Below are 20,577 nucleotides of genomic sequence, written 5' to 3' on the forward strand. Positions count from 1 at the left end.
TCAGGCGTCGTCGAACGCCAGCGCCTCTGCAGGATACGCGATCATCATCTGCCGCTGCGCGTCGGTGTTCTGCCACTCGCCGACCTTGATGTAGCGGCCGTGCAGGTCGCGGACCTCGACCACCTTTCCGATGGTCGGGATCGACTGGAAGCCTTGCGGCCAGTTGGACGCGAAATAGAACACCTGCTCGACCTCCTCCGACAGGTGGCAGATCGCCGGACCGAAGGTGCCCAATCCGAAGACGAGGTAGCGACCGTTCACGAGGGCTGAGACGTCGGCGACGAGAGACTCGCTCTGTGTCTCCACTGGGAGGCCGAGCGCGCGGGCGTAGGCCTCCACCTCGGCGATCACCGGATTCAACCGGTTCTCGAACACGAGCTTCACCGAGCGGATGCGGCCCTCCCCGCTCAAGCGGTCGATCACCATGCGGTAGAACGCGAAGGGCGGCTGCGGGTAGTGCGGATCGACCCAGGTGCTGAAGATGTCCCCCGACCGGATGTGGATGAGCAACTGGTCGTCGGGCTTATCGGGAAACCGCGCCGGCAGCCCGTTGAACAGCGGACGGATCACCGACTGCACGATCGTGCGCGAGTCCGGCGGGCTGTGGAGGCCTACCAGCCGCTGGAACTGGGTCGGATCGAAGTACAGGCCCGACAGGAAGTAGCCGCCCGCCGGCATTGGCTCGTCCGGCGGGATGAAGGTGATGCCGTCGCAGGTGAGCCGCTCAGTGAGGAAGATCACCTTGCTGCGGTCGACCTTCGGGACCTTGATGTATTTCAGGTTCAGCGCTTTCGCGACCGAGACCGCGATGACGTACTGGACGAGGCAATTGCCGAACGCGCCGTTCTCGAACAGCGACAGGCCGACGAGCGTGCGGCTCGTCCGACCGGGACCCTGCTGGAGGCTGTACGAGGTGTAGACGTTGGCGCCCGGATTCTCATTGAGCAGAGTCACGTCGAGGTCCAGCATCGCCCGCAGGGACAGCAGGTCCAGGGCGGCCTCCTCGGACCGGACCCGGACCGCGCGGACCCGCGGGGAATCCGGCACTGCGACCCGCAGATGGCGCGCCCAGGCGCGCTCGTCGGCACCGATGAAGGCCGTGATCGAGCCCGGCGCGACGTGCGGGGACGTGATCCCAGGCTCGGACCAGACCGCACCGTCCTGCGAGACCATCACGGCGACGTCAGCGGGGAGCGCGCCCTCCTCTGCCGGGACCAGGACGATGGAATGGATCGGGAATCGGCCGCCGAGATCGATCTCCAGCCACGTCCGCCCCTCGGCCGCGATCGTCCGCGGCGCGCGGCCGGCTGCGAGGTCCACGAGGACCGGACTCGGGTCGTCTGCCAGGGACATCGTGTCTCCGAATGGATCGCGGCCGACTGTGCCGCAAGCACCACCGCACGGCACGTCCGGCGGTGCCCGCATCGAGGCGCACCCGTCAAGCCCGGCCGCGCGGGCGATGACCTGTAGGAATCGGGCGCGATCTGCGGCGTCTGCGTTGTGCGCAAGCCGTCTTGCGTCTACAGAGAATCCGTGACGGTGCCCCGGAGACGGGGTGAAAAGGGAATGCGGTGAGGAGGCGCGCCTCCGAATCCGCGGCTGCCCCCGCAACTGTGAGCGGCGAGCGTCTGCCAGACGGCCACCGGAGCGATCCGGGAAGGCGGCAGGCGCGCCGAGCCGCGAGCCAGGAGACCTGCCGTCACAACAGGATCCCGAAATGCCGCCGGTGGGGCGGCTGGAGACGCATTGATGACCACCTCGACTCTCGCCCCCGTCGCTGCCGGCACCCGCGCAAGCGAGCGCACGCTCGCCGTCGCGCTCGCGGCCTTCCTGGGCCTCGGCCTCCTGTTCATGGCGGGCTTCTCGCCGGCGATCGCGCTTCACAACGCGGCGCACGACTTCCGGCATACCCAGAACTTCCCCTGTCACTGAAGCCCCTGCCGCAGGGATGATCATCCGGCTTCTGTCGGCGGCGCTGGCCGCCGGCTTCCTCGCGGCCGTCGTCGTGACGGGCCTCGAGCTGACGCTCACCTCGCCCCTGATCGCGGCCGCCGAGCGGTACGAGACCCAGGAGACGCACCAGGCCGATCGCGGCCTGCCGATCGTCCTGGCGCATGCCGGGCACGATCACGCCGCGCCGGACGCAGCGCCCGAATGGCAGCCCGGCGAAGGCCTGCCGCGGATGGCATTCACGGCGCTGGCGACCCTGGTCGGCGCCGTGGGCTATGCATTGCTGCTCGGCGCCGTGATGCTGGCCTGCGGACGCGAGCCGACGCCGCAGCGCGCCCTCGCCTTCGCGGTGGCGGGTTTCGCCAGCGTCGCCCTGGCTCCGGGGCTCGGTTTGCCGCCGGAACTGCCGGGGAGCGAGGCGGCGCCGCTCGCCGCTCGGCAGGCGTGGTGGGTAATGACCGTGGCTTCCACCGGCATGGGCCTCTACCTGATCGCGATCCGCCGCTCGCTCATCGCCATCCTGGGCGGCCTCGTGCTGATCGTGGCGCCCCATGTGACCGGCGCGCCGCTGCCACCGGAGGGCGAGTCCGCACTTCCCGCTGCGCTCGCCGCGCAGTTCGCGGCGCGCTCGCTGGCTATCGGCTTCGTGTTCTGGGCCTTGATTGGCCTCGGCTTCGGCTGGGCGTGGCAGGTATTCGGCCGGAAGCCCGCCCAAGGGACGGCCGATGTCTGAGACTCTCCTCTACGTCTGCACGACCTGCCGTCGCGAAGGCGACAACCCGGACGGTCCCCGCGCCGGCGCCCGCCTCCTCGACGCCTTGCGCGCGCGCAACACGGCACCGCACCTGCGGATCGAGGCCGTCGAGTGCCTGTCGGTATGCAAGCGTCCTTGCACGGTAGCGGTCGCGTCATCGCACCGTTGGACCTACGTGTACGGAGACATGGACCCGGCCGAGTCCGCCGCGGTCATCCTCGAAGGGCTCGCGGCCTATGCCGCCACGCCCGACGGGATCGTGCCGTGGCGGGAGCGTCCGGCCGCCTTCAAGACCGGGGTTATCGCCCGCATCCCCCCGTTTCCCGATCCCCGCCCGCTTCCGGCCGGCACCCTGGAGCCCGCGGAATGACCATCGTCGCCAAGATCCCCTGCACCATCGTCACCGGCTTCCTCGGGGCCGGCAAGACGACACTCGTCCGCCACGTCATCGAGCACGCCAAGGGGCGGCGCCTTGCCATCCTGGTCAACGAGTTCGGCGATGTCGGCTTCGACAAGTCGTTCCTGGCCGCCTGCGGGGTGGAGGGCTGCACCGAGGACGCGATCGTCGAGCTGCCGAACGGCTGCATCTGCTGCACCGTGGCGGACGATTTCGTGCCGGCTCTCGAATCGCTGCTTGGCCGCGCCGAGCCGCCGGAGCACATCCTGATCGAGACCTCCGGCCTCGCCCTGCCGAAGCCCCTGGTCCAGGCCTTCCAATGGCCGGCGATCCGCTCGCGGGTGACCGTGGACGGAGTCGTGGCGGTGGTCGACGGGCCGGCGGTGGCCGCGGGGGCCTTCGCGGAGGATCCGGCGGCGCTCGCCGCGCAGCGGGCGGCCGACAGCGCGGTCGACCACGACAATCCGCTGGAGGAGGTGTTCGAGGATCAGCTGCTCTGCGCCGACCTCGTGGTGCTCAACAAGTCCGACATGCTCGGCTCCGAGGCGCGCGCTCGGGTACGGGCCGAGGTCGAGGCGCACCTGCCGCGCGCCGTGAAGGTGGTCGAGACGGAGAACGGGGCGATCGACCCGCTGGTGCTGCTCGGCCTCGGCGCCGCGGCCGAGGACGACCTCGACGCCCGGCCCTCGCATCACGGCGACGGCGAGGATCACGACCACGACGACTTCGAGACCGTAGCGCTGCCGGTCCGCCCGGCCGTTACGGCAGGGGACCTCGCCGCCCGGGTCGAGAAGGCCGCCGAGGCCGCGGGCGTCCTGCGCATCAAGGGGTTTGTAGAGGTCGAGGGCAAGGCCATGCGCCTCGTGGTTCAGGGTGTCGGCCGGCGCGTCACCCATCATTTTGATCGGCCCTGGCGGCCGGGCGAGAGCCGCGATGGACGCCTCGTGGTGATCGGCCTCAAGGGGTTCGACCAGGACGCCGTGGCGACGGCGCTCGCGGGATGACGTCGATCGCGCGCGCCCTCTCTGCCAGAAGCGGCGCGCGCACCCGTCTCGGCGCGATCTAGGGGCGGCGCGATGCATCTCGTGCGCATTGATGCCGTTTCCCTCGACGAGGGCGAGGCGGCGGTGGATCTCGGGCAGGAGCCCGGCGACCTCGTCGTGCTGTCGTTCACCGACAGCGACCTCGCTGGGATCGGGCAGGCCCTGGCCGCCGAGCCGGGATTGCCGAGCCTGAGACTCGCCAAGCTCGCCAAGCTTCGGCACCCAATGTCGGTGGACCTTTACGTCGAGCGGGTGGTCGCGCGCGCAAAGCTCGTGGTGATCCGCTGCCTTGGCGGCCTCGATTACTGGCGCTACGGGATCGAGCGTTGCGCCGCCGCGGCCCGGGCGCATGGGGTCGTCCTAGTCGTGCTGCCGGGTGACGACCGGCCCGACCCGCGGCTCGTCGATTTCTGCACCGATCCCGTTTTCGCCCGACAGGTCGACGCGTATTTCCGGGCCGGCGGCCCGGATAACCTGCGGCGGATGCTGCGGCTTCTGGCGGCCCGAATCGGCGCGGGCGACCCGGTGGAGCCGCCCCAGCCGCTGCCGCGCGGCTTCCCCTGGTGCCCGGGCTGCGGCGTGCTGCCGCTCGCCACGGCGACCGAGGCGGCCGTGACCGCCGTGCCGATGGCGGAGAGCAAACCGCTGGCGCTGGTTCTGGTCTACCGCTCTGCGGTGCTCGGCGGCGATACCGCGCCGTTCGTCGTCCTCATCGAGGCCCTGCGCGCCCGCGGGATCGGCGTGCTGCCGATGGCGGTGTCGAGCCTGAAGGAGCCGGAAGCCGCCTTGGCCGTCGCGGCAGCCGTCCGGGCGCGCAAGCCGGACCTCGTGATCGCCGCCACCGCCTTCTCGGCCCGCGAAGACGGGATCGACTTCGTCCTCGACGGGGCCGATTGCCCGGTTCTGCAGGCCTTCACGGTCGGATCGCCGCACGCGGCCTGGGAAGCTTCGGCGCGGGGGCTGGGCGCGTCCGACCTCGCCATGCAAGTGGCCCTGCCGGAATTCGATGGCCGGCTCTCGGGCTTCCCGATCTCCTTCAAGGAGGAATCCCCGGAGGTGGCGGGCTTCGCGGAGCGCCGGGCCGTGCCGTATGCGCCCGGGATCACGGCGCTCGCCGAGCGGGCCGCCGGCTGGCTCCGGCTCGCCGCCCTGCCCCGCTCCGAGCGGCGCGTCGCCGTGGTGCTGTCGGACTACCCGGCGCGCGGCGGACGGGCAGGCTTCGCCGTCGGCCTCGACACGCCCGAGAGCGCCCGCGCCGTCCTCGCCGACCTCGCCGAGGCGGGCTACGCGGCGGACGGCCTCCCCGAGGCGGCCGAGCTGATGCACGCGCTCACCGAGGGCGCGGCCGAATTCTGCGTGCCGCTGGCCGACTACGCCGCCTGGCTCGACACCTTGCCCGCTCCCTCGCGCGATGCCCTCGCGGAACGCTGGGGCGAGCCGGTCGCCGACCCGGCCTGCCGCGACGGCCTGTTCCGGTTCCGGATGGTCGTCGGCAAGCACGCTTTTCCTCCCCCTTCTGCGGGCAAGGGTGTCCCGGCCTTGATGCCAGGTCGCGAGAGGGGCAGCGCGACGCTGCGGATTGAGCCTCCAGACACGACCTTACCGGACACGGCGCTCCCCTCTGCCCCTATGCTCGGCAAGGCGCCCTCCCCCGCAGAGACGGGAGGGCGAGTCGCCCTCTTCCTCCAACCCGACCGCGGCCGGGATCCCGACCGCAAGGCGGGCTATCACGACCCCGAGCGGGTCCCGACCCACGCCTACCTGGCCTTCCATCTCGGGCTTCGGCAGAACTTCGACGCTCTGGTGCAGCTCGGCACGCACGGCACCACCGAGTGGTTGCCCGGCAAGGCGGTGGCGCTTTCGCCCGGTTGCTACCCGGCGCTGTGCGTCGGCGCCCTGCCGGTCATCTACCCGTTCATCGTCGACGACCCGGGCGAGGCCGCCCCGCTCAAGCGCCGGCTGGGTGGGATCGCGCTCGGTCACCTGACCCCCGACATCGCCGTGCATGCGTTGTCCCCGGAGGCCGCGCGCCTGCGCGAACTGGTAGAGGAATATTCTGCCGCCAGCGTGCTCGACCCGCGCCGAGCCGGGCTGATCGCCCGCGCGATCCTGGAGGATGCCGAGGCGGCAGGGCTGCTCGACGGCGCCGGCATCGGTCCGGACACGCCCATGGACGAGGCGCTGACGCGGCTCGACGCCCATCTCTGCGATCTCGGCGAGACCGCGTTCCGCGACGGCCTGCACGTCTTCGGACGCGCGCCCGACGGCGCCCCCGAGCCGGTCGTCGCGAGCGCGGCCGGGGAGCGGGCGGGCCTGCTGGCCGCCCTGGACGGCCGGTTCGTGCCACCGGGGCCAGCAGGCTCCCCATCGCGCGGCCGCGCCGACGTGCTGCCGACCGGGCGCAACCTCGCCACCCTCGATCCGCGGGCGATCCCGAGCCGGGCCGCGGCGCTTCTCGGCGAGAAGGCCGCCGTCGCCGTGGTGACGCGATACCTCCAGGACGAAGGCGCGTATCCGGCCCGGATCGTCATGGACCTCTGGGCGTCCCCGACCCTGCGCACCGGCGGCGAGGACGTCGCGCACGCCCTCGCGCTCATGGGCGTGCGGCCGGTCTGGGACCATGCCAGCACCCGGGTCACCGGCTTCGAGGTGCTGCCGCTGGCCATGCTCGACCGGCCGCGCATCGACGTGACCGTGCGCGTCTCCGGCGCGTTCCGCGACACCTTTCCCGACACGCTGGCGCTGATCGACCGGGCCGCCCGGGCCGTGGCGGCCCGGGACGAGGAGGATTCCGAGAACCCGCTGGCGGCGGCCCGGCGCCGCGGCGAGGCGGCGACCCGGGTCTACGGCGCGGCACCCGGCCGCTACGGCGCCGGCACGGCCGCCGCCGCCCTCGACGGGGCATGGGAGGGACGCGCCGATCTCGGGCGCGCCTATCTGGCGGCGAGCGGGCACGCCTACGGCGACCGGGAGGGGCCGGACACGGCGTTCGGCGCGCGCGTCGCGGCGGCGGACGCCTACCTGCACGCCTTCGACGTGGCCGAGCGCGACCTGTTCGACGGCGATGCCGCGGTGGACGCGATGGGCGGGTTCGCGGCCGCCGCCACGCTTCAGGGTGCCAGCCCCGCACTCTACAGCCTCGACGTCTCGGTACCGGAGCGGCCGAAGGCCCGCACCGCCCGGGAGGACGCCGCCCGGCTGATCCGCGGGCGGCTCGCCGATCCCCGCTGGATCGCGGCCCAGCTTCGCCACGGCTATCGGGGCGCGCAGGAACTGGCACAGGGGCTCGATGCGGTGTTCGTGCTCGCCGCCGCGAGCGATGCCGTGACCGATGCCGGCTTCGATCGGCTCTACGCTGCCTGGATCGCCGACGCGGAGGTGTTCGACCGGCTGCGCGCCGCCAACCCCGCGGCGGCCCGGGCGATCCTGGAGCGGTTCGACGAGGCCCGCGATCGCGGCCTCTGGCACAGCCGGCGCAATGCCATGCCGGCGGACGCCCTGATGCGGGAGGCGGCCGAATGAGCGGTTCGGCCCATCGGCGCCCCCTCCCCGCGGCGCCGGCACGCCGCGGCTGGTGCCCCGGGCTCGCCCGGCCGATGCCCACCGGGGACGGTCTGCTCGCCCGGGTGCATCCGCCGCTCGGAATCCTGACCTTGCAGCAGGCCAGGGCCGTCGCGGAGGGCGCGAGGCGTTTCGGGAACGGCCATCTCGACCTGACCGCCCGCGCCAACATCCAGATCCGGGGCGTCTCGGAGGCGACGCGGACCGCGCTCGCCCATCTGCTGACGGGAGCCGGCCTCGGCGACGTGCGCGCCGATGGCGGTCCGCAGCGCCTGACCCTCACGAGCCCGCTGGCCGGTCGCGATCCGGCCGAGACGATCGACGTCCCAGGGCTCGCCCGCGCCATCGAGGCGGCGGGGCTCGGGGTTCCGGGCCTGCCGCCCAAGACCCTGGTGGCGGTCGAGGGCCGTCCCGGCGCGGCGCTGCCGGAGGCCGATTGTCTCGTGTTTTCCCGCGCCGAGGGTGGCGTCGGGCTCGCGGTCGCCACGGAGCGGGGGTCATGCGAGCTCGTCGCCTGCGCTGAGCAAGATGCGCCGGCCGTGATGGCGGCGCTGCTCACGGCCTTCGTCCGGACCGGGCGGCGGCGGATGCGCGACGTGTCGGCGGCGGAGCTGCGTGCGTTGGCCGAAGTTCTGCCGCCGGACGTCCTGGCGCGGGTTCACTCTGACGCTCGAGAGAGGCGACGCTCCGGCATCTCTCAAGGCGCATTGCCGTTCTCTCCGCCGGCAGGTCTGGGGCGGATCGCCCCGAGCTTCTGGATGCTCGCGCTCGAAGCCCCCTTCGGCCGCTGCACGGCGGATGCCCTCGACCGCCTCGCGGACTACGCGTCACGGCTCAGTGCCAGGGAAATCCGCCTCTCGCCGGCCCGCGGCTTCGTTCTGCTGTTGCCGCCGGATGCCCCCGTGGCGCGTCTGGCGGACCTGTCCGAAAACTTCATCGTCGCCCCCGACGATCCCCGGCGCGGCGTCGCGGCTTGCACCGGCGCTCCGGCCTGCGCCTCCGGGTCGACGCCGACACTGGCCGATGCGGCGCGGCTCGCGGAGGTCTTCCGGCCGCTGGCGGCGCGCGGGCGCTCCGCGCATGTCTCGGGCTGCGCCAAGGGCTGCGCCCGGCCGGGCCCGGCCGACGTGACGCTGGTCGGGCGGGACGGGCTCTACGGCGCAGTGATCGGCGGTGCGCCCGGCGATGAGCCGGCCATTCACCTCCCTATCGAGGCTGTGCTGGAGCGGATAGGAAGGGCCGATACCGTCGGGCTCGCCGCCGCCTTCGCGCCGGATTGCACCATCACGGAAGGCGGGAGGAACAGGAGACCGACATGAGCGCGAGCCAGAACGCCCTGCGCCAGACAGGTTCGGGGCCAGATGCGGTCTCCGAGACGGCCTCGCGCTACGCGTACATCCGCGACGGCGGCGCGATCTATGCGCGCTCCTTCGCGATGATCCGGGCCGAGGCCGATCTCGCGCGCTGGTCGGGGGCGGCCGAGCGCGTCGTCGTGCGCATGATCCACGCCTGCGGCATGACCGACCTTCCCGCCGACGTTGAGATGGCCGCGACGTTCGCGGAGGCCGGAGTCGCGGCGCTCCAGGCCGGGGCGCCGATCCTGTGCGACGTGCGCATGGTCGCCGACGGCGTGACGCGCGCGCGATTGCCCGCGAACAATGCGGTTATCTGCACGCTCGGCGACCCGCGTGTGCCCGATCTTGCGAAGGATCTCGGCACAACCCGATCCGCCGCCGCCATGGAGCTGTGGCGCGAGCATCTGCCCGGCAGCGTCGTGGCGGTGGGCAATGCGCCGACCGCCCTCTTCCGCCTGCTGGAACTGCTCGACGCGGGCGTGGCGCCCCCCGCCGCGGTGATCGGCATACCCGTGGGCTTCGTCGGCGCCGCGGAATCGAAGGAGGCCCTCGCCCGCGACGGCCGCGTGCCCTTCGTGGTCGTCCACGGCCGGCGGGGCGGCAGCGCGATGACGGCCGCGGCGGTCAACGCGCTGGCCAGCGAGGTCGAGTGATGGACGGGTTCGAACGCGTCGAGCGGCCCGCCGAGGATCTCCCGGCGGGGGCGGCGACCGGCACCCTCTACGGCGTCGGCATGGGACCGGGCGACCCGGAACTGCTGACCGTGAAGGCGCAGCGCGTCCTGATGCGGGCGCCGGTGCTGGTGCATTTCTGCAAGCGCGGCCGGCGCGGCAACGCCCGGACCATCGCGGACGCGATCCTGCTCGATCCCGCCCGCGAGATGGCGCTCGCCTATCCCTACACCACCGAGATCCACCCCGAGCACCCGGACTACGTGTCGGCGCTGGCGGGTTTCTACGACGACGCGGCCGGGCAGCTCGCCGACCATCTCGGCGCCGGGCGCGACGTGGCGATCCTGTCGGAGGGCGATCCGTTCTTCTACGGCTCGTTCATGCACCTGTGGCGACGCCTCAAGGACCGCTTCCCGGTAGAGGTGGTGCCGGGCGTGACCGGCATGTCCGGCTGCTGGACCCGGGCCGGCACGCCGATCACCTGGGGAGACGACGTTCTCACCGTTCTGCCCGCGACCCTGCCGCTGGAGGCCCTGACCGAGCGCCTGCGCGGCACTGACGCCGCCGTGGTGATGAAGCTCGGGCGCCACCTGCCGAAGGTGCGCTCCGCACTCGCAGCGGCCGGGCTGATCGATCGGGCGGTCTATGTCGAGCGCGGCACGATGGCGGGCGAACGCGTGGTGATGCTCGCCGACAAGGCGGACGACGACGCCCCCTACTTCTCCATGGTCCTGCTGCCCGGCGAGGGGCGGCGGCCGTGAGCGGAAGTCTCACGGTGGTCGGCCTCGGCCCGGGCGACGCGGGCCTCCTGACCGAGTCCGCGCGCCGTGCGCTCGACGCGGCGGAGGATCTCGTCGGCTACCATCCCTACGTCGCCCGCGTGCCCGAACGCCCGGGCCTGACCCGGCACGCCAGCGACAACCGGGTGGAGGTAGACCGCGCCCGCCACGCCCTGCAGCTCGCCGCCTCCGGCCGGCGGGTCGCGGTCGTGTCCGGCGGCGATCCCGGAGTGTTCGCCATGGCGGCGGCCGTGTTCGAGGCGGTGGAGCACGGCGAGCCCGGCTGGCGCGATCTGACCATCACGGTCGAACCCGGGATCACCGCGATGCTCGCCGCCGCGGCGCGGCTCGGGGCGCCGCTCGGCGGCGATTTCTGCGCCCTGTCCCTCTCCGACAATCTGAAGCCCTGGCCGGTGGTGACCGCCCGGCTGGAGGCCGTGCTGCGCGCCGACCTCGTGGTCGCGCTCTACAACCCGATCTCCGCCGCCCGGCCCTGGCAGCTCGGCGCGGCGATCGAGATCGCAGCCGGGATCCGCGCGCCCGAGACGCCGGTGATGTTCGCCCGCGCGATCAGCCGGCCGGACGAGGCGATCCGGGTGACGACCCTGGACGAGGCCCGGGACGCGCCGGCCGACATGGCGACACTGGTGATCCTGGGTGCCTCGACCACGCGGCTGATCCCGCGGACGGGTCGCCCGCCCATCGTCTACACGGCGCGCAAAGTCGCGGGGGCGGCGTGATCGCCCGCGTCGAGCCAGCGCAGCGCGCCGCCGGCATCGGGAACGCTCGGTACGTCGGGTTTCTCGGGCCGGCGCACCATCACCACGGGGATAGCGAGGCTGCGCGCCGCCGCGATCTTGCCGTAGGTCGCGGCGCCGCCGGAATTCTTGCTGACCAGGATCTCGGTCCCGGTGTCGCGCATCAGCGCGGCTTCGGCCGCCGCGTCGAACGGGCCGCGCGCCTCCAGGAGGGTGAGATGCGGCACCGGCAGCGCGCCATCCAGCGGCTCGATGGTACGCGCCAGATAGCGGTGCTGCGGCGCCGCCGCGAAGGCGCAGGCCTCCTGCCGGCCGATCGTGAGGAACACGCGCCGGGGTTCGAGCCCGAGGGCGGAGGCGGCCTCGTCCATGCTGTCGACCTCGGTCCAGTGGTCGCCGGCCTCCCGGCTCCAGGCCGGCCGGCGGATCGCGAGCAGCGGCATGCCCAGCGCCTCGGCGGCGCGGGCGGCGTTGCCGGCGATGCGCGCTGCGAAAGGATGTGTCGCATCGATCAATCGATCGATGCGTTCGCGTCGCAGATAGCGGGCGAGACCTTCGGCGCCCCCGAAACCGCCGACCCGCGTCGGCACCGGCTCGACTTTCGGCTTGGCCGTCCGGCCGGCCAGCGAGAGCACCACAGAGAGGTCTTGCCGGCCGGCCAGCGCCCGGGCCAGGGCGCTTGCCTCGCCGGTACCGCCGAGGATCAGGAGTCGCGACGCGCTGCGCATCAGGGGGGCCTTTCTCGGGCGTCTTGTCCATGAGCACCGAGCCGCTGTCGAGCGGCCCCTGGCTGTCGATCGTCGGCATCGGCGAGGACGGCCGGGCCGGACTCTCGCCCGCCGCCACCGCGGCGCTTAACGCCGCGCGGGTGGTCTACGGCGGCACGCGGCACCTCGCGCTCGCGGATCCTCTCGACGCGGAGACGCGGCCCTGGCCGAGCCCGATCCAGGACGCCTATCCGGAGATCCTCGCCCGTCGCGGACGGCCGACCTGCATCCTCGCCACCGGCGACCCGTTCCACTACGGCATCGGCGCCGAGATCGCGCGGCTCGTGCCGCCAGCGGAGATCCGCGCCTTTCCGCTGCCGTCGGCCTTCAGCCTCGCCTGCGCGCGGCTCGGCTGGCCGCTCGCCGAGTGCGGCCTCGTAACCCTGCACGGCCGGGCGCTCGCCAGGATCGTGCCGTACATCCAGCCCGGCGCCCAACTCCTCGTCCTGTCCTGGGACGGGTCGACCCCCGCGGCGCTGGCCGCCCTGCTCACGGAGCGGGGCTTCGGCGCCTCGACAGTGACGGTTCTGGAAGCGATGGGCGGCCCGCGCGAGCGGGTCCGCACCGCGCGGGCGGACAGTTTCCAGATCGACGCGATCGACCCGCTCAACACCATGGCGATCACAGTCGTGGGCCAGGGCCGCGCCCTCCCGCTCGCGCCGGGTCTCGACGACACGCTGTTCGAGAATGACGGCCAGCTCACCAAGGCGGAGATCCGGGCGCTGACGCTTTCGGCCCTGCGCCCTCATCCCGGACTGCACCTCTGGGACATTGGCGCCGGCGCGGGCTCGATCGCGATCGAGTGGATGCTGCGCCACCCGAGCTTGCGCGCCACCGCCATCGAGGCCCAGCCCGGCCGGGCCGAGCGCATCCGCCGCAACGCGCAGGCGCTGGGCGTCCCGGATCTGGCGGTGGTCACAGGTGCGGCACCGGCGGCGCTCGCAGGTCTGCCTGCGCCGGATGCGATCTTCATCGGCGGCGGCGTCTCGGAGCCGGGGGTGCTGGCGGCGGCGCTGGCGGCGCTCCGGCCGGGCGGACGCTGCGTCGCCAACGTCGTGACGCTTCAGGGCGAGGCGACGCTGCTCGCCGCCTTCGCCGAGCATGGCGGCGGCCTGCGGCGCGTCTCGCTCGACCGGGCGAGCCCCGTTGGCGGCCTGCATGGCTGGCGGCCCGCGATGCCGGTGACCCAATGGGCGTGGACCAAGCCATGATGGACGCGCTCGTGGCCGGGATCGGCTTCCGCCGCGGCACCGGCGCGGACGAGATCGCGGCGCTGATCGCCCGCGCCCTCGAGGAAGTCGGGGCCGGTCGCTCCCACCTCGCCGCCGTCGCGACGGCCGCCGACCGGGCCGGAGAGCCGGCGATCCGGCAGGCGGCCGCGGAATTCGGCCTGGCGCCGCGTCCCGTCGAGGCCGCCGCCCTGGCGGCGTGCGACGCCCGGGTCGTCACCCGTTCCCATCGGATAGAGCGGCTGCGTGGGATCGGCTCCCTGGCCGAGGCGGCAGCCCTGGCGGCGGCCGGGCCGAAGAGCCGCCTCGCCCTCCTCCGCATCGTGAGCGCCGGCGCGACCTGCGCGCTGGCCGTCCAGACGCTTCGAGCACCGGAAGCATGACCGTCCACTTCATCGGCGCCGGCCCCGGCGCGGCCGACCTGATCACGCTGCGCGGCCGGGACCGGATCGCCGCCTGCCCGGTCTGCCTCTATGCCGGCTCCCTGGTGGCGCCCGAGATTCTCGGCTGGTGTCCGCCGGGCGCCCGCATCGTCGATACGGCGCCCCTCGACCTCGACGCGATTTTGGCGGAGATCGAGGCGGCCCATGCGTGCGGGCAGGACGTCGCGCGCCTGCATTCGGGCGACCTGTCGATCTGGAGCGCGCTCGCCGAGCAGATGCGCCGGCTCGACCGCCTGGGCATCCCCTACACCGTGACGCCGGGCGTGCCGGCCTTCGCGGCGGCGGCGGCGTTGCTGCGCCGGGAGCTGACCGTCCCGGGCGTCGCGCAATCCGTCGTCCTGACCCGAACCTCCGGCCGGGCCAGCGCGATGCCCGAACGGGAGACGCTCGCGGCCTTCGCGGCAACCGGGGCGACCCTGGCGATCCATCTCTCGATCCACGTGGCCGAGACCGTCGCGGCCGAGCTGATCCCCTTCTACGGCGCGGCTTGCCCGGCCGCCGTGGTGTTCCGGGCTTCCTGGCCGGACGAACGGGCGCTCGTCGGCGACCTCGCCACGCTGCCCAAGCTCGTGGCGGAGGCCGGAATCGAGCGCACCGCGCTGATCCTCGTCGGGCCCGCCCTCGCGGCGGCGGATTTCCGCGAGAGCGCGCTCTACGCCCCAGACTACGACCGGCGCTACAGGCCCGGCGGCATTGTGGGGAGCGTGGTTTGAGCCCCCCCGGCCTCCTGATCGCAGCCCCGCGCTCCAGCTCCGGCAAGACCACGGTGACGCTCGCCCTGATGCGGGCGCTGACCCGGCGGGGCCTGCGGGTTCGCGGCGCGAAATGCGGGCCGGACTACATCGACCCGGCCTTCCACCAGGCAGCGACGGGCCAGCCGAGCTTCAACCTCGACAGTTTCGCCATGGAGCCGCGACTCCTCGACGCCCTCGCGGGCGAGACCGCTTCCGGCGCCGACATCGTGGTGGCGGAGGGCTCGATGGGCCTGTTCGACGGTATCCGGGCGGCGGAGAACCGGACCGGGGCCAATGCCGACATCGCCGCCCGCTACGGCTGGCCGGTGGTGCTGGTGGTCGATGTCTCCGGTGCGGCGCAATCGGCCGCCGCGGTGGCGCTCGGCTGCAAGCTCTACGATCCGCGGGTGCGGCTCGCAGGGGTGATCCTCAACAAGGTCGCCAGCGCCCGCCATCGCCGCCTGGTTGAGGCCGGCATGGAACGCGCAGGGCTCCCGGTCCTCGGCGCACTCATGCGTGACGCGGCGCTGGTCCTGCCGGAACGCCATCTCGGCCTCGTGCAGGCGGGCGAGACCGCTGATCTCGAAGCTCGCCTCGACCGCCTCGCCGACCTCGCCGAGGCAGGCATTGACCTGGACGCCGTGATCGCCTGTGCGGGCGGTGCCGTCCCAGACTCGGCCGGCCTGCTGCCGCGCCCGCCCGGCCAGCGCATCGCGGTCGCCCGGGACGCGGCGTTCAGCTTCCTCTACCCGCACCTCGAAGCCGGTTGGCGCCTAGCCGGGGCCGAGATCGTGCCGTTCTCACCGCTGGCCGACGAGGCGCCGCCGCGGGATTGCGACATCTGCTGGCTGCCGGGCGGGTATCCGGAACTGCATGCAGGCCGACTCGCGGCGGCGAAACGGTTCCTCGGCGGCCTGCGCGCCTTCGCGGACACGCGCCCGGTCCACGGCGAGTGCGGCGGCTACATGGTGCTCGGGCGCACGCTGGAGGACGCTGACGGGATGACGCACGCCATGGCGGGCTTGCTGCCGGTGGCGACCTCGTACCGCAAACGCAAGTTGCATCTTGGCTACCGTGTCGCCCGGCTCTGCGGCGACGGCCCGCTGGGCCGGCGCGGCTCGCGGGTGGTCGGCCACGAGTTTCACTATGCGAGCGAGCTGTCGCCGGCTGCCGTGGAGGCGGACGCCCTGGCCCAGGTCATGGACGCGGAGGGCGTGGACCAGGGCTTGGCCGGACACAGGGTCGGAAGGGTTGGGGGCAGCTTCTTCCACCTCATCGCGGCGGACGAACCGTGAGCCGGTTCGCAATCGCGCCGGGCCTCTGTGAATGAACTGCGGAGGCGTCCGCTCGGGCCGGAACGGCCCTGTGCATTGCGCTCGCCCGCAACCTCGCGACGCGTGCGCGGGCCTTCGGTACGCGAGACGATTCAGGCTGGATCGACCGCGGGCGGCGCGCACCGTGCCTGTGCGAGGCGCGCGGCGCTCCTGACCAGCGCGAGCACGTCCCGGCGCATCTGCTCGTCCTCGATCTGCGCATAGGCCCTCAGCAGCTCGATCGCCCCGTGGGCGCTGAGGAAGCCGAACACGTCCTCCTGCGCGCTCTCGCGCGGCTCGCTCTCCTCGAAGAAGGCCGAAACCGGAACCTCGAGCAGCCGCGCGATCTCGCGCAGCCGGCCGGCGCCGACCCGATTCTGCCCCTTCTCATATTTCTGCACCTGCTGGAACGTGACGCCGACGGCATTGCCGAGGGCGGTCTGGCTCAATCCTCGCGCCTTCCGGAGCGCAGTGATGCGAATACCGACGAGACGGTCCACGTCGGTGGTCTGCTTGGGCATCATCTGACTGGCCGGCACTTTCTCCAAGTTCTGAACATCCTGTCCTTGCGGATCCGGTGTTCTCACTTCGCCGTCGCGCCGCTTCACCGTCCGACCCTCGGTCTCATCTTGTGCCGATCCAACTGGTGCGGTGCCGCACGCGAGCAAACGGCTCTCATCCCGACTGCGACACAAGAGGAACCGCGCCGCAGTAGGACACCAAGTTGTCAAGCTTCGCAAGTCTAGGTATACATCTTCTAGTTTAACTTCACGTATCTTTGAAACATTGTTGCTGAAATGTCGATGCGCTAACTCTGCGCAGTCCTTCGCGCGTGCCGCGTCGCCGCAGCAGGGCTCGCTCAGACGGACGCAAGGGCCTAGATTCGGTCCGTCAATGGAGAAGCCCATGTTTATCGCGATGAATCGCTTCAAGGTTGTCAAGGACGCGACCGCCGACTTCGAGGCTGTCTGGCTCGGCCGAGACAGCCACCTCGGCGAGATGGAGGGATTCGTCGAATTCCACCTCCTGCGCGGGCCGGAGCACGAAGATCACGTGCTGTACGCTTCGCACACCATCTGGCGCTCGCGCGCGGACTTCGAGGCGTGGACGCGCTCCGAGCAATTTCGCAAGGCGCACAGCCGGGTGCCCTCGACCAAGCCGCTCTATGTCGGGCATCCGCAGTTCGAAGGCTTCGAGATGGTGCAGACGGTGGGCGGCGCTGGGCAGGCCCACGAAAGCGCCGGCGCCGTCTGACGCCGCGATCGCGAGGTTCGCCAAACCGGCGAACCGGGGGCCCACCATGGGCCCCCACGTCGCAGGGTCCAGGGCCTTTGCCCCGGTCGATTCAACCGTCCAGCAACATTCCTGAAGCCACCTTCAACCGCCGGTAACGGGCTGTTGAGGCCGAGCGGACCCATGTCTCCGCATTCCGGTGACTCAGCATTTACCATGTATTGCCGCCCCCCCGGCGTTCCCTTAAGTGACTCGCCATTCTGGAGCGACAAGACCGCCAAACCTCGGGGCTCGCCGCTTGCTCCGTCGTCGGCATGAGCCGGCGCTGAAATCTATCGTGTTTCAGACCGGTACAAAGTCCGATCAAGACGGGACGTGGCGGGCCAAATGTTTCACGAGCGGCTTCCGGAGACTTTCCAGGCTCTGCCGACCGCGGTCGACCGCAGCCGCGACGTGTGGTCCGCGCTCCTTCCGCGTCGCGGTCGCGCGCTCGCCCGCATCGCCATGTCGTCGTCGATGGCGCTGGCCGAAATCGGGGCGATCGTCGCCGTCATCCTGTGTGTCGAGCTCGGCTACCAGATCGCTTTCGGGGATGAGAGCGCGTGGCTGAGCGCGTTCCGGGGGCTGCGGCTCTCGGCGCTGCTGAGCGTCATCATCGTCGCCACCAACGCCCTGCGCGAGGATTACAGCCTCGACGACATCATGGCGCAGAAAGTCAATGTTCAGCGCATGGCTTCGCTCTGGCTGGTTGCCTGGGCTGCGGTGCTGGTGGTCGGCTTCCTCACCAAGACAACCAACGATTACTCGCGCCTCGTCTCGATCGCGAGCTTCGTCGTCGGCCTGCCGGCCCTCGTGGCCACCCGAATGGCCGCGATCCATCTGGTGCGACGCGGCCTGAACTCCGGTTCGGCCTCGGCAAGCCGCGTCCATCTTGTCGGCTACGAGGAGGACATCGCCCAGTTCCACGCCAGCCACGAGGCCGGCCACCTCGGTTCCCGGATCGTCGGCACGAGCTACCTGCGACGCGTCGATGCGGCCGCCGACACGGCGACGCGGCACGACCAGCTCCAAGAAGATCTCGACCTTGCGGTCTCGGTGGTGCGCTTCCTGCGGCCGGACGACGTCTTCGTCCTGGTGCCGTGGAGCGACACCGCCGAGGTGGAGCGCTGCATCGACGCGTTCTTGCGGGTGCCCTCCGCCCTGCACCTCCGGCCCGGCACCGTGCTGGACCGCTTCCCCGACATGCGGGTGGCCCGGGTCGGCGGGGTCTCGGGCATCAATATCGGCCGCCGGCCGCTCAATGTCGCCGAAATCGTGCTGAAGCGCGCCCTCGACCTGACGGTGGCGACGATCGCCATTATATCGCTCTCGCCGCTGCTGGCGGCGATCGCGGTGGCGATCAAGCTCGACAGCCCGGGGCCGGTCTTCTTCCGCCAGAAGCGCTACGGCTTCAACCAGCAGCCCTTCGGCGTCTTCAAATTCCGCTCGATGCGGACGGAAGCCAACGCCGCGTTCCGTCAGGCGACCCGCAACGATAGCCGGATCACCCGCGTGGGTGCGATCCTGCGGCGGACGAACCTCGACGAGTTGCCTCAGCTCCTCAACGTCCTCAAGGGCGAGATGTCGCTGGTCGGCCCGCGTCCCCACGCCCTCGCGCACGATCGCAGCTTCGAGCGGCGGATCGCCCTCTACGCCCGGCGGCATAATGTGCGCCCCGGCATCACCGGCTGGGCGCAGGTTAACGGCTATCGCGGCGAGACGCTGACCGACCTGGACATGGAGCGCCGCGTCGCCTGCGACCTACACTACATCGACAACTGGTCGATCTGGTTCGACATCCAGATCATGATCCGGACGATCATCTCGCGCCGGGCCTACAAGAACGCATTCTGAGGCGTCAGCGCGCCCGCTTCCGCTCCTGGCAGGCGCCGCAATCGCCCTCGACCTCCAGGATGCTGTGGGCCGGGGTGAAGCCCGCACGCTCCAGCGTGCGCCCGAGCCCGTCCTCGAGTTCCTCGGACGAGGCCTCATCGACACCGCCGCAGGTGCGGCAGATCAGGAAGACCACCCCCTCTCCGGGTGCGTGGCCGTGCGCGCAGGGGATGAAGGCGTTGCGGCTCGCGATCCGGTGGACGAGCCCCTGCTCCATCAGGAAATCAAGGGCGCGGTACACGGAGACCGGCGCCACGCGCCTGCCCGGCGCGCTGAGCCGCTCGGCGATGTCGTAGGCACCCTGCGCCTTGCCGGCCTCGGCGACCGCCCCGAGCACGTCCCGGCGCAGAGGGGTGAATTGCAGGCCACGCTCGCGGCAGACGGCCTCCGCCCGCGCAAGCATGTCGATAGCGCCTGTCTGGCACGCGTCGTGACCCTCATGACGGTGCATGATCGCTCCAACGAAATCACCGCCGGTTGTCCAGCGGGTTTGTTACAGTGTATCACCGCGGCCCCGAACCGCACCAGTAGCCCGCACGGCCGCCCGCGTCGGCTATAGCGTTCGCCGCCGAAGTGGAGACCGTTTCGGCGCAAGCGAGCGCATGAAACAAACGACTCGGAGTTCACCCGTTGGCATCGCTATCGGGAGCAAATCCGGCGCGCGCGACGAGGACGCCTTGCCCCCCACCTCCAGCCCACGACACTCGGCCCGGCGCTCCCTGTTCCGCAGCGGGATCGGTCCGCGCCTCGCGCTCGCCGCGGCGCTCTCCACCCTGGTCTGGCTGACCATCGCCTGGGCGCTCACGGCATGAGCGCGCGGCCGCCAAATCAGGATCCGATCCGTCTCGTCGGCCTGACCCTGGGCTATGACCGGCACCCGGCGGTCCACCATCTCGACGGCACGGTGCGCGCGGGTGACCTTCTCGCGCTGGTCGGACCGAACGGGGCCGGCAAGTCGACCCTCCTGAAGGGCATGGTCGGCGAGATACGCTGCCTCGACGGTCGCATCGAGCGCGCGGGCACCTTCGCCTACATGCCGCAGGCCGACGAGATCGACCGCAGCTTCCCGCTCAGCGTGATGGACCTCGCCGGCATGGGCCTCTGGCGGCAAGCGGGGTCCTGGCGCAGCCTGGACCGGCACCGGCCGGCGGTCGAGGCTGCCCTCGACGCAGTGGGCCTCGGCGGGTTCGAGGCGCGGCCGATCAGCACCCTCTCGGGCGGCCAGTTCCGGCGCGCGCTGTTCGCGCGGCTGATCCTGCAGGATTGCCCGGTGGTGCTCCTCGACGAGCCCTTCACCGGTATCGATGCCCGCACGGTCGATGACCTGCTGGAGCTGATCCGCCTCTGGCACGGCGAGGGACGTACCATCGTCGCCGCCCTGCACGACCTCACCCAGGTACGCGCGCACTTCCCGTCGACGCTCCTGCTCGCCCGCGAGCCCGTGGCTTGGGGACCGACCGCGCGGGTGCTCACCGCGGAGAATCTAGCCCGCGCCCGCAACCTCTCCGAGGCTTGGGACGAGGGCGCGGCCGTCTGCGTCGGACCGCGGCAGGCCGGCGCGCACGCGCATGAACACGGGGCCCACGACCACACCCACCACGAGGACGCCGCGTGATCGATCCGTTCGGGCCGATCCTCGCGCCGTTCGTCGAGTTCGG

21 protein-coding genes and 1 riboswitch are annotated in these 20,577 nt (G+C 71.8%); of the genes, 17 read left to right on the forward strand and 4 right to left on the reverse strand.

Translation table 11 applies throughout. The annotated features are described in order from the left end of the window. Positions 1–1,353: a coagulation factor 5 8 type domain-containing protein gene (locus Q8W67_RS02805; protein WP_305540360.1), complete on the reverse strand. Its 1,353-nt coding sequence runs from the start codon at positions 1,351–1,353 to the stop codon at positions 1–3. A gap of 167 nt (positions 1,354–1,520) precedes the next feature. Then, positions 1,521–1,716, forward strand: a riboswitch (cobalamin riboswitch). Between the two features lie 33 nt (positions 1,717–1,749). Between Q8W67_RS02805 and Q8W67_RS02810 the strand changes: the two genes are divergently transcribed. The 9 genes from Q8W67_RS02810 to cobJ all read left to right on the forward strand — a co-directional run bounded on the left by Q8W67_RS02810 (position 1,750) and on the right by cobJ (position 11,250). Continuing rightward, positions 1,750–1,932 (forward strand): CbtB domain-containing protein, encoded by a 183-nt coding sequence (locus Q8W67_RS02810; RefSeq protein WP_305540363.1) that lies wholly within the window; start codon positions 1,750–1,752, stop codon positions 1,930–1,932. Between the two features lie 16 nt (positions 1,933–1,948). Then, positions 1,949–2,683: a CbtA family protein gene (locus tag Q8W67_RS02815; RefSeq protein ID WP_305540366.1), complete on the forward strand. Its 735-nt coding sequence runs from the start codon at positions 1,949–1,951 to the stop codon at positions 2,681–2,683. Continuing rightward, complete coding sequence (locus Q8W67_RS02820; RefSeq protein WP_305540369.1) at positions 2,676–3,074, forward strand: DUF1636 domain-containing protein; 399 nt, start codon at positions 2,676–2,678, stop codon at positions 3,072–3,074. The genes Q8W67_RS02815 and Q8W67_RS02820 overlap by 8 nt, the downstream gene beginning before the upstream one ends. After that, positions 3,071–4,105 carry a cobalamin biosynthesis protein CobW gene (gene cobW, locus Q8W67_RS02825; protein ID WP_305540372.1) on the forward strand — a complete coding sequence of 345 codons (1,035 nt, stop codon included), beginning with the start codon at positions 3,071–3,073 and terminating at the stop codon, positions 4,103–4,105. Before Q8W67_RS02820 ends, cobW begins: the two co-directional genes overlap by 4 nt. Positions 4,106–4,177: 72 nt before the next feature. Beyond that, positions 4,178–7,666, forward strand: coding sequence for a cobaltochelatase subunit CobN (gene cobN / locus Q8W67_RS02830; protein ID WP_305540375.1), 3,489 nt, complete (start codon positions 4,178–4,180; stop codon positions 7,664–7,666). Continuing rightward, on the forward strand, positions 7,663–9,024 hold the full coding sequence (cobG, locus tag Q8W67_RS02835) for a precorrin-3B synthase (RefSeq protein ID WP_305540378.1): 1,362 nt from the start codon (positions 7,663–7,665) through the stop codon (positions 9,022–9,024). Before cobN ends, cobG begins: the two co-directional genes overlap by 4 nt. After that, positions 9,021–9,713, forward strand: coding sequence for a precorrin-8X methylmutase (locus Q8W67_RS02840; RefSeq protein WP_305540381.1), 693 nt, complete (start codon positions 9,021–9,023; stop codon positions 9,711–9,713). Before cobG ends, Q8W67_RS02840 begins: the two co-directional genes overlap by 4 nt. Continuing rightward, on the forward strand, positions 9,713–10,492 hold the full coding sequence (locus Q8W67_RS02845) for a precorrin-2 C(20)-methyltransferase (RefSeq protein WP_305540384.1): 780 nt from the start codon (positions 9,713–9,715) through the stop codon (positions 10,490–10,492). The genes Q8W67_RS02840 and Q8W67_RS02845 overlap by 1 nt, the downstream gene beginning before the upstream one ends. Beyond that, a complete protein-coding gene (gene cobJ / locus Q8W67_RS02850) occupies positions 10,489–11,250 on the forward strand; it encodes a precorrin-3B C(17)-methyltransferase (RefSeq protein WP_305540387.1) in 762 nt (253 codons plus the stop codon). The genes Q8W67_RS02845 and cobJ overlap by 4 nt, the downstream gene beginning before the upstream one ends. Here the strand turns inward: cobJ and Q8W67_RS02855 are convergent. Then, entirely contained in the window at positions 11,217–11,996 is a 780-nt protein-coding gene (locus tag Q8W67_RS02855) for a cobalt-precorrin-6A reductase (RefSeq protein ID WP_305540390.1), read from the reverse strand. The two genes, cobJ and Q8W67_RS02855, sit on opposite strands and share 34 nt — an antisense overlap. 29 nt (positions 11,997–12,025) lie before the next feature. Between Q8W67_RS02855 and cbiE the strand changes: the two genes are divergently transcribed. The 4 genes from cbiE to Q8W67_RS02875 are packed head-to-tail and all read left to right on the forward strand — an operon-like array spanning position 12,026 to position 15,736. Beyond that, complete coding sequence (gene cbiE, locus Q8W67_RS02860) at positions 12,026–13,246, forward strand: precorrin-6y C5,15-methyltransferase (decarboxylating) subunit CbiE (RefSeq protein ID WP_305540393.1); 1,221 nt, start codon at positions 12,026–12,028, stop codon at positions 13,244–13,246. Continuing rightward, entirely contained in the window at positions 13,243–13,647 is a 405-nt protein-coding gene (locus Q8W67_RS02865) for a cobalamin biosynthesis protein (RefSeq protein WP_305540396.1), read from the forward strand. Before cbiE ends, Q8W67_RS02865 begins: the two co-directional genes overlap by 4 nt. Next, positions 13,644–14,420: a precorrin-4 C(11)-methyltransferase gene (cobM, locus tag Q8W67_RS02870; RefSeq protein WP_305540399.1), complete on the forward strand. Its 777-nt coding sequence runs from the start codon at positions 13,644–13,646 to the stop codon at positions 14,418–14,420. The genes Q8W67_RS02865 and cobM overlap by 4 nt, the downstream gene beginning before the upstream one ends. Continuing rightward, positions 14,417–15,736 carry a cobyrinate a,c-diamide synthase gene (locus Q8W67_RS02875; RefSeq protein ID WP_305540402.1) on the forward strand — a complete coding sequence of 440 codons (1,320 nt, stop codon included), beginning with the start codon at positions 14,417–14,419 and terminating at the stop codon, positions 15,734–15,736. The genes cobM and Q8W67_RS02875 overlap by 4 nt, the downstream gene beginning before the upstream one ends. Positions 15,737–15,867: 131 nt before the next feature. Here the strand turns inward: Q8W67_RS02875 and Q8W67_RS02880 are convergent, their stop codons facing one another. Beyond that, positions 15,868–16,278, reverse strand: coding sequence for a helix-turn-helix domain-containing protein (locus tag Q8W67_RS02880; RefSeq protein ID WP_305540603.1), 411 nt, complete (start codon positions 16,276–16,278; stop codon positions 15,868–15,870). A 382-nt stretch (positions 16,279–16,660) separates the two neighbouring features. On the opposite strand from Q8W67_RS02880, the gene Q8W67_RS02885 reads away from it, so the two are divergent. Both Q8W67_RS02885 and Q8W67_RS02890 read left to right on the forward strand, forming a co-directional pair. Continuing rightward, positions 16,661–17,008, forward strand: coding sequence for an antibiotic biosynthesis monooxygenase (locus tag Q8W67_RS02885; RefSeq protein ID WP_305540405.1), 348 nt, complete (start codon positions 16,661–16,663; stop codon positions 17,006–17,008). Positions 17,009–17,374: 366 nt separating this feature from the next. Beyond that, a complete protein-coding gene (locus Q8W67_RS02890; protein WP_305540408.1) occupies positions 17,375–18,880 on the forward strand; it encodes an undecaprenyl-phosphate glucose phosphotransferase in 1,506 nt (501 codons plus the stop codon). A 4-nt stretch (positions 18,881–18,884) separates the two neighbouring features. Here the strand turns inward: Q8W67_RS02890 and Q8W67_RS02895 are convergent, their stop codons facing one another. Then, positions 18,885–19,370 (reverse strand): transcriptional repressor, encoded by a 486-nt coding sequence (locus tag Q8W67_RS02895; protein ID WP_305540411.1) that lies wholly within the window; start codon positions 19,368–19,370, stop codon positions 18,885–18,887. Positions 19,371–19,596: 226 nt separating this feature from the next. On the opposite strand from Q8W67_RS02895, the gene Q8W67_RS02900 reads away from it, so the two are divergent. Both Q8W67_RS02900 and Q8W67_RS02905 read left to right on the forward strand, forming a co-directional pair. Next, positions 19,597–19,731, forward strand: a complete 135-nt coding sequence (locus tag Q8W67_RS02900) for a hypothetical protein (RefSeq protein ID WP_305540414.1) — start codon at positions 19,597–19,599, stop codon at positions 19,729–19,731. Further along, a complete protein-coding gene (locus Q8W67_RS02905; RefSeq protein ID WP_305540417.1) occupies positions 19,728–20,534 on the forward strand; it encodes a metal ABC transporter ATP-binding protein in 807 nt (268 codons plus the stop codon). Before Q8W67_RS02900 ends, Q8W67_RS02905 begins: the two co-directional genes overlap by 4 nt. The last annotated feature ends 43 nt before the right edge of the window (positions 20,535–20,577 follow it).

The organism is Methylobacterium sp. NEAU K (genome assembly GCF_030700285.1).
GTDB lineage: Bacteria > Pseudomonadota > Alphaproteobacteria > Rhizobiales > Beijerinckiaceae > Methylobacterium.

Coding starts and splice junctions, on each gene's coding strand:
- Q8W67_RS02865 (WP_305540396.1), top strand. CDS start 13,243: ATGATGGACGCGCTCGTGGCCGGGATCGGCTTCCGCCGCGGCACCGGC.
- Q8W67_RS02810 (WP_305540363.1), top strand. CDS start 1,750: ATGACCACCTCGACTCTCGCCCCCGTCGCTGCCGGCACCCGCGCAAGC.
- Q8W67_RS02805 (WP_305540360.1), bottom strand. CDS start 1,353: ATGTCCCTGGCAGACGACCCGAGTCCGGTCCTCGTGGACCTCGCAGCC.
- cobM (WP_305540399.1), top strand. CDS start 13,644: ATGACCGTCCACTTCATCGGCGCCGGCCCCGGCGCGGCCGACCTGATC.
- Q8W67_RS02840 (WP_305540381.1), top strand. CDS start 9,021: ATGAGCGCGAGCCAGAACGCCCTGCGCCAGACAGGTTCGGGGCCAGAT.
- cobW (WP_305540372.1), top strand. CDS start 3,071: ATGACCATCGTCGCCAAGATCCCCTGCACCATCGTCACCGGCTTCCTC.
- Q8W67_RS02855 (WP_305540390.1), bottom strand. CDS start 11,996: ATGCGCAGCGCGTCGCGACTCCTGATCCTCGGCGGTACCGGCGAGGCA.
- Q8W67_RS02905 (WP_305540417.1), top strand. CDS start 19,728: ATGAGCGCGCGGCCGCCAAATCAGGATCCGATCCGTCTCGTCGGCCTG.
- Q8W67_RS02845 (WP_305540384.1), top strand. CDS start 9,713: ATGGACGGGTTCGAACGCGTCGAGCGGCCCGCCGAGGATCTCCCGGCG.
- Q8W67_RS02880 (WP_305540603.1), bottom strand. CDS start 16,278: ATGATGCCCAAGCAGACCACCGACGTGGACCGTCTCGTCGGTATTCGC.
- Q8W67_RS02895 (WP_305540411.1), bottom strand. CDS start 19,370: ATGCACCGTCATGAGGGTCACGACGCGTGCCAGACAGGCGCTATCGAC.
- Q8W67_RS02885 (WP_305540405.1), top strand. CDS start 16,661: ATGTTTATCGCGATGAATCGCTTCAAGGTTGTCAAGGACGCGACCGCC.
- Q8W67_RS02820 (WP_305540369.1), top strand. CDS start 2,676: ATGTCTGAGACTCTCCTCTACGTCTGCACGACCTGCCGTCGCGAAGGC.
- Q8W67_RS02890 (WP_305540408.1), top strand. CDS start 17,375: ATGTTTCACGAGCGGCTTCCGGAGACTTTCCAGGCTCTGCCGACCGCG.
- Q8W67_RS02815 (WP_305540366.1), top strand. CDS start 1,949: ATGATCATCCGGCTTCTGTCGGCGGCGCTGGCCGCCGGCTTCCTCGCG.
- cbiE (WP_305540393.1), top strand. CDS start 12,026: ATGAGCACCGAGCCGCTGTCGAGCGGCCCCTGGCTGTCGATCGTCGGC.
- cobN (WP_305540375.1), top strand. CDS start 4,178: ATGCATCTCGTGCGCATTGATGCCGTTTCCCTCGACGAGGGCGAGGCG.
- cobG (WP_305540378.1), top strand. CDS start 7,663: ATGAGCGGTTCGGCCCATCGGCGCCCCCTCCCCGCGGCGCCGGCACGC.